Annotated in this window: 4 protein-coding genes; 2 read left to right on the forward strand and 2 right to left on the reverse strand. The window is 69.2% G+C overall.

Annotation, left to right across the window (positions count from 1 at the left end; translation table 11 throughout):
- Positions 1-557, forward strand: a 557-nt coding sequence (locus R1101_RS29290; protein WP_016934941.1) for a hypothetical protein, incomplete at its 5' end; no start/stop codon positions are given.
- Positions 558-626: 69 nt separating this feature from the next.
- Positions 627-1,256 (forward strand): hypothetical protein, encoded by a 630-nt coding sequence (locus tag R1101_RS0119150; RefSeq protein WP_016934942.1) that lies wholly within the window; start codon positions 627-629, stop codon positions 1,254-1,256.
- A 148-nt stretch (positions 1,257-1,404) separates the two neighbouring features.
- Here the strand turns inward: R1101_RS0119150 and meaB are convergent, their stop codons facing one another.
- Together meaB and R1101_RS0119160 are read right to left on the reverse strand one after the other, a co-directional pair.
- Entirely contained in the window at positions 1,405-2,454 is a 1,050-nt protein-coding gene (gene meaB / locus R1101_RS0119155; RefSeq protein WP_016934943.1) for a methylmalonyl Co-A mutase-associated GTPase MeaB, read from the reverse strand.
- A gap of 7 nt (positions 2,455-2,461) precedes the next feature.
- A partial coding sequence (locus R1101_RS0119160) for a methylmalonyl-CoA mutase family protein (RefSeq protein WP_016934944.1) occupies positions 2,462-3,388 on the reverse strand: 927 nt, incomplete at its 5' end.

Raw genomic sequence — 3,388 nt, forward strand, 5'->3', positions numbered from 1 at the left:
AGAGTGCCTTCGTCTTCTTCACTGCCGGTGTGGCTCTGACGGCCTGCTCCTCCGAGGATTCCACGGTCGACATCCGCAATGCAGCCGATATCGGTTCTCCGACGTCCGCCGCGGCCGAATCGCCGTATCTGGTGAAGATCACACAGAACTACCCGAGTTGCGAGGCCATCGGCGCACCCCTCGAGCGCTACATCGACGGGCTGACCCCCGCCCCCGGCGGCATCGTGAGCACCCGACGGGTGAACTGTGTATGGGAGGCCACAGCCGGTGAACCGCCCTCCGGGCTCCGTTCCGTCGCGGTCGTCGTCGAACCCGAGACCGTCACCCCTGCCACCGCCGCGAAGACCGGCCTCGTGGCGCTTCCCGACACTGCCATCGAGGCCGCCGGCGGATTCGCGCACAGCATGCCGATCAACCTGGCCGGCACCGCCTTCACCGCGACCGGCGTCGAACTTCCGCAGGCGTCGGTGTCGATCACCGTCGGCGGCCGCGACACCGCGTCGGTCCTCGATCCGGCGGGCGGCGTGGCGGTCGCCAAACAGCTTCTCGGGCTGTAGCACCCGGTGTCGCGGCCGTCGATCTCCCCTGTGGAACCAAGATCACATACAGCTCGTACGGACGCTACGATGCGCCGTGTGAATCCCACCCGTTACGCGGTCGCATCCGCGGCCCTCGCCGGCGCCCTGGTCCTCGGCGCCTGCTCCTCCGGCGACGACGCCTCGTCCGCCACCGCACCGGACACCACGGCCTCGGATACTGCAACCACCGACACCGAGCCCTTCGACGCCGACACCGTCGGCGAACCGACCGGACTCGGCAGCGACATCCTCGCCCGCTTCGGTTCGTGCGACGATGTCGCGCCCGCCGTCGCCACGTACATCGAAGGTCTGACCCTGCGTTCGTCGAGCGGTGTGGACGAGTACAGCGTCTACTGCTCGTGGGAGACCCCGGACAGCGCGACGAGCCTCGACGAGATCCGGTCGGTGGAGATCGTCCTGGCTCCGGGCTCGGGCACCGTCCCGTCGGCGAGCGACCTCGAAACCGGCGGTCTCGAACCGATTCCCGACGCCGACATCGAGGCCGCCGGGGGCATCGCCTACACCATGGGACAGGCCGTCTCCGTCGCCGCCGTCTCGGTCACGCAGATCCAGCTCCCCGAGGTGGAGGTGTCGATCACGGGCGGTCAGTGGGGCGACCATCCATCGCTCGACGCCCCGACATCCGTGACCGTCGCCAAGGAACTACTCGACCTGTAGCCCGTCCGCGCCGATCGTGCGCGGTGAGCACACCGCGCACGATCGGGACCTGGACCGCGATGTACGTGAGCCGGGAGACGAGATGAGCCGCCGCGACGATCGCGAACGCACCGAGGACGGCGACGCGATCACGCGGCGGCTCATGCGGTCAGGAGCCCTCGCCCGAAGTTCCGGGGTCGTCCACCCCGTCGAACGCATCGAGCAACCGCCGGGCGGCGAGCGCGGCGGTGAGCGATCCGTCGCGCACCCCGGACTCGACATCCTTGCGGATCGCCCGCACGCGCGGCGACGTCTCGAGGCGACGCAACAGCTGGTCGTGCACCATCGTCCACGTCCAGTCCACCTGCTGCCGACGACGGTTCTCGTCGAACATGCCCGCCTCGGTGAGGACCTTCTTGTGGTCGAGCACCGTGTTCCAGAAAGTGTCCAGACCGTTGCCGGTCATGCCGCTCATGGTGATCACCGGCGGCTTCCAGATCGCGTCGTGCGGATGCACCATCCGCATCGCACCGGCGAGTTCGCGGGCGGCGACCCGCGCGTCGCGTTCGAACTCTCCGTCGGCCTTGTTGACGGCGACGAGATCGGCGAGTTCGAGCACGCCCTTCTTGATGCCCTGCAGTTGGTCGCCGGTACGGGCCAAGGTCAGGAAGCAGAACGTGTCGACCATGTTCGCCACGGTGACCTCGGATTGCCCGACACCGACGGTCTCGACGAGGATCACGTCGAATCCGGCGGCCTCGAGCAGCACCATCGTCTCGCGGGTGGCCTTCGCGACCCCACCGAGGGTGCCGGCCGACGGCGACGGCCGGATGTAGGCGTCCCGCTGCACCGCGAGACGCGCCATTCGCGTCTTGTCGCCGAGAATCGATCCGCCCGTGCGAGTCGACGACGGGTCGACGGCCAGCACCGCGACTCGATGTCCCTGCTCGAGCAGATACATGCCCAGCGCGTCGATGAAGGTCGACTTGCCGACCCCGGGCACACCCGTGATCCCGACACGAATCGCGTTGCCCGCCTGCGGGAGCAGGCGCAACAGCAGCTGCTGCGCCTGCTCCCGATGGTCGTCGCGGTTCGACTCGATCAACGTGATCGCCCGGGCGAGGCCGGCCCGCTCGTTGGCGAGCACGGCCCCGGCCAGGGCGTCGACGTCGACCTGACGTCGGCGGGTCTGCGCGGCGCCGACCGAGGTGTCGCTCATGCCGACGTCAGCCTCCGAGGTGGTGGCCGAGCTGCGCGGCGAGCTTGGTCAGCAGACCGCTCGCCGCATCGGCGATCACCGTGCCGGGCGGGAAGATCGCCGCCGCACCCGCCGCGTAGAGTTCGTCGAAGTCACCCGGCGGGATGACACCACCGACGACGACCATGATGTCCTCGCGGCCCACCTCGGCCAGTGCCTGCTTGAGAGCAGGGACCAGCGTGAGGTGACCCGCGGCCAACGACGACACGCCGATGACGTGCACGTCGTTGTCGGCCGCCTGCTGGGCGACCTCTTCGGGGGTCTGGAACAGCGGTCCCACGTCGACGTCGAATCCGAGGTCGGCGAAGGCCGTGGCGATCACCTTCTGGCCGCGGTCGTGACCGTCCTGGCCCATCTTCGCGACGAGGATGCGCGGGCGGCGGCCCTCCTCCTCGGCGAACTTCTCGACCAGCTCGGTCGCGGCGGTGATGTTGGTGGCCTTGCCGGCCTCGTCGCGGTACACGCCGCTGATCGTACGGATCTCGGCCTGGTGGCGGCCGAAGACCTTCTCCAGGGCGTCGGAGATCTCGCCGACCGTGGCCTTCGCGCGCGCCGCGTCGATGGCCAGCGCGAGCAGGTTGTTCTCGAGACCCTGGCTCTGCGCACCGGCGGCGCGGGTGAGCGCCTCGAGTGCGGCGCGGGTGGCGTCCTCGTCACGATCGGCTCGCAGCTGCTCGAGCTTGGCGAGCTGCTCCGCCCGCACACGCGAGTTCTCGACCTTGAGGACCTCGATCTCGTGATCTTCGGTCACCTGGTACTTGTTGACACCGATCACCGGCTGGCGGCCCGAGTCGATGCGCGCCTGGGTGCGGGCAGCCGCCTCCTCGATGCGCAGCTTCGGGATACCCTCCGAAATCGCCTGTGCCATACCGCCGGCGGCCTCGACCTCGGCGAT

This window comes from Rhodococcus sp. R1101 (assembly GCF_000278445.1).
Classification (GTDB): Bacteria; Actinomycetota; Actinomycetes; order Mycobacteriales; family Mycobacteriaceae; genus Rhodococcus; species Rhodococcus gordoniae.

Excerpts from the sequence above, each read along its gene's own strand:
- R1101_RS0119150 (WP_016934942.1), top strand. The coding sequence starts at position 627 with ATGCGCCGTGTGAATCCCACCCGTTACGCGGTCGCATCCGCGGCCCTC.
- meaB (WP_016934943.1), bottom strand. The coding sequence starts at position 2,454 with ATGAGCGACACCTCGGTCGGCGCCGCGCAGACCCGCCGACGTCAGGTC.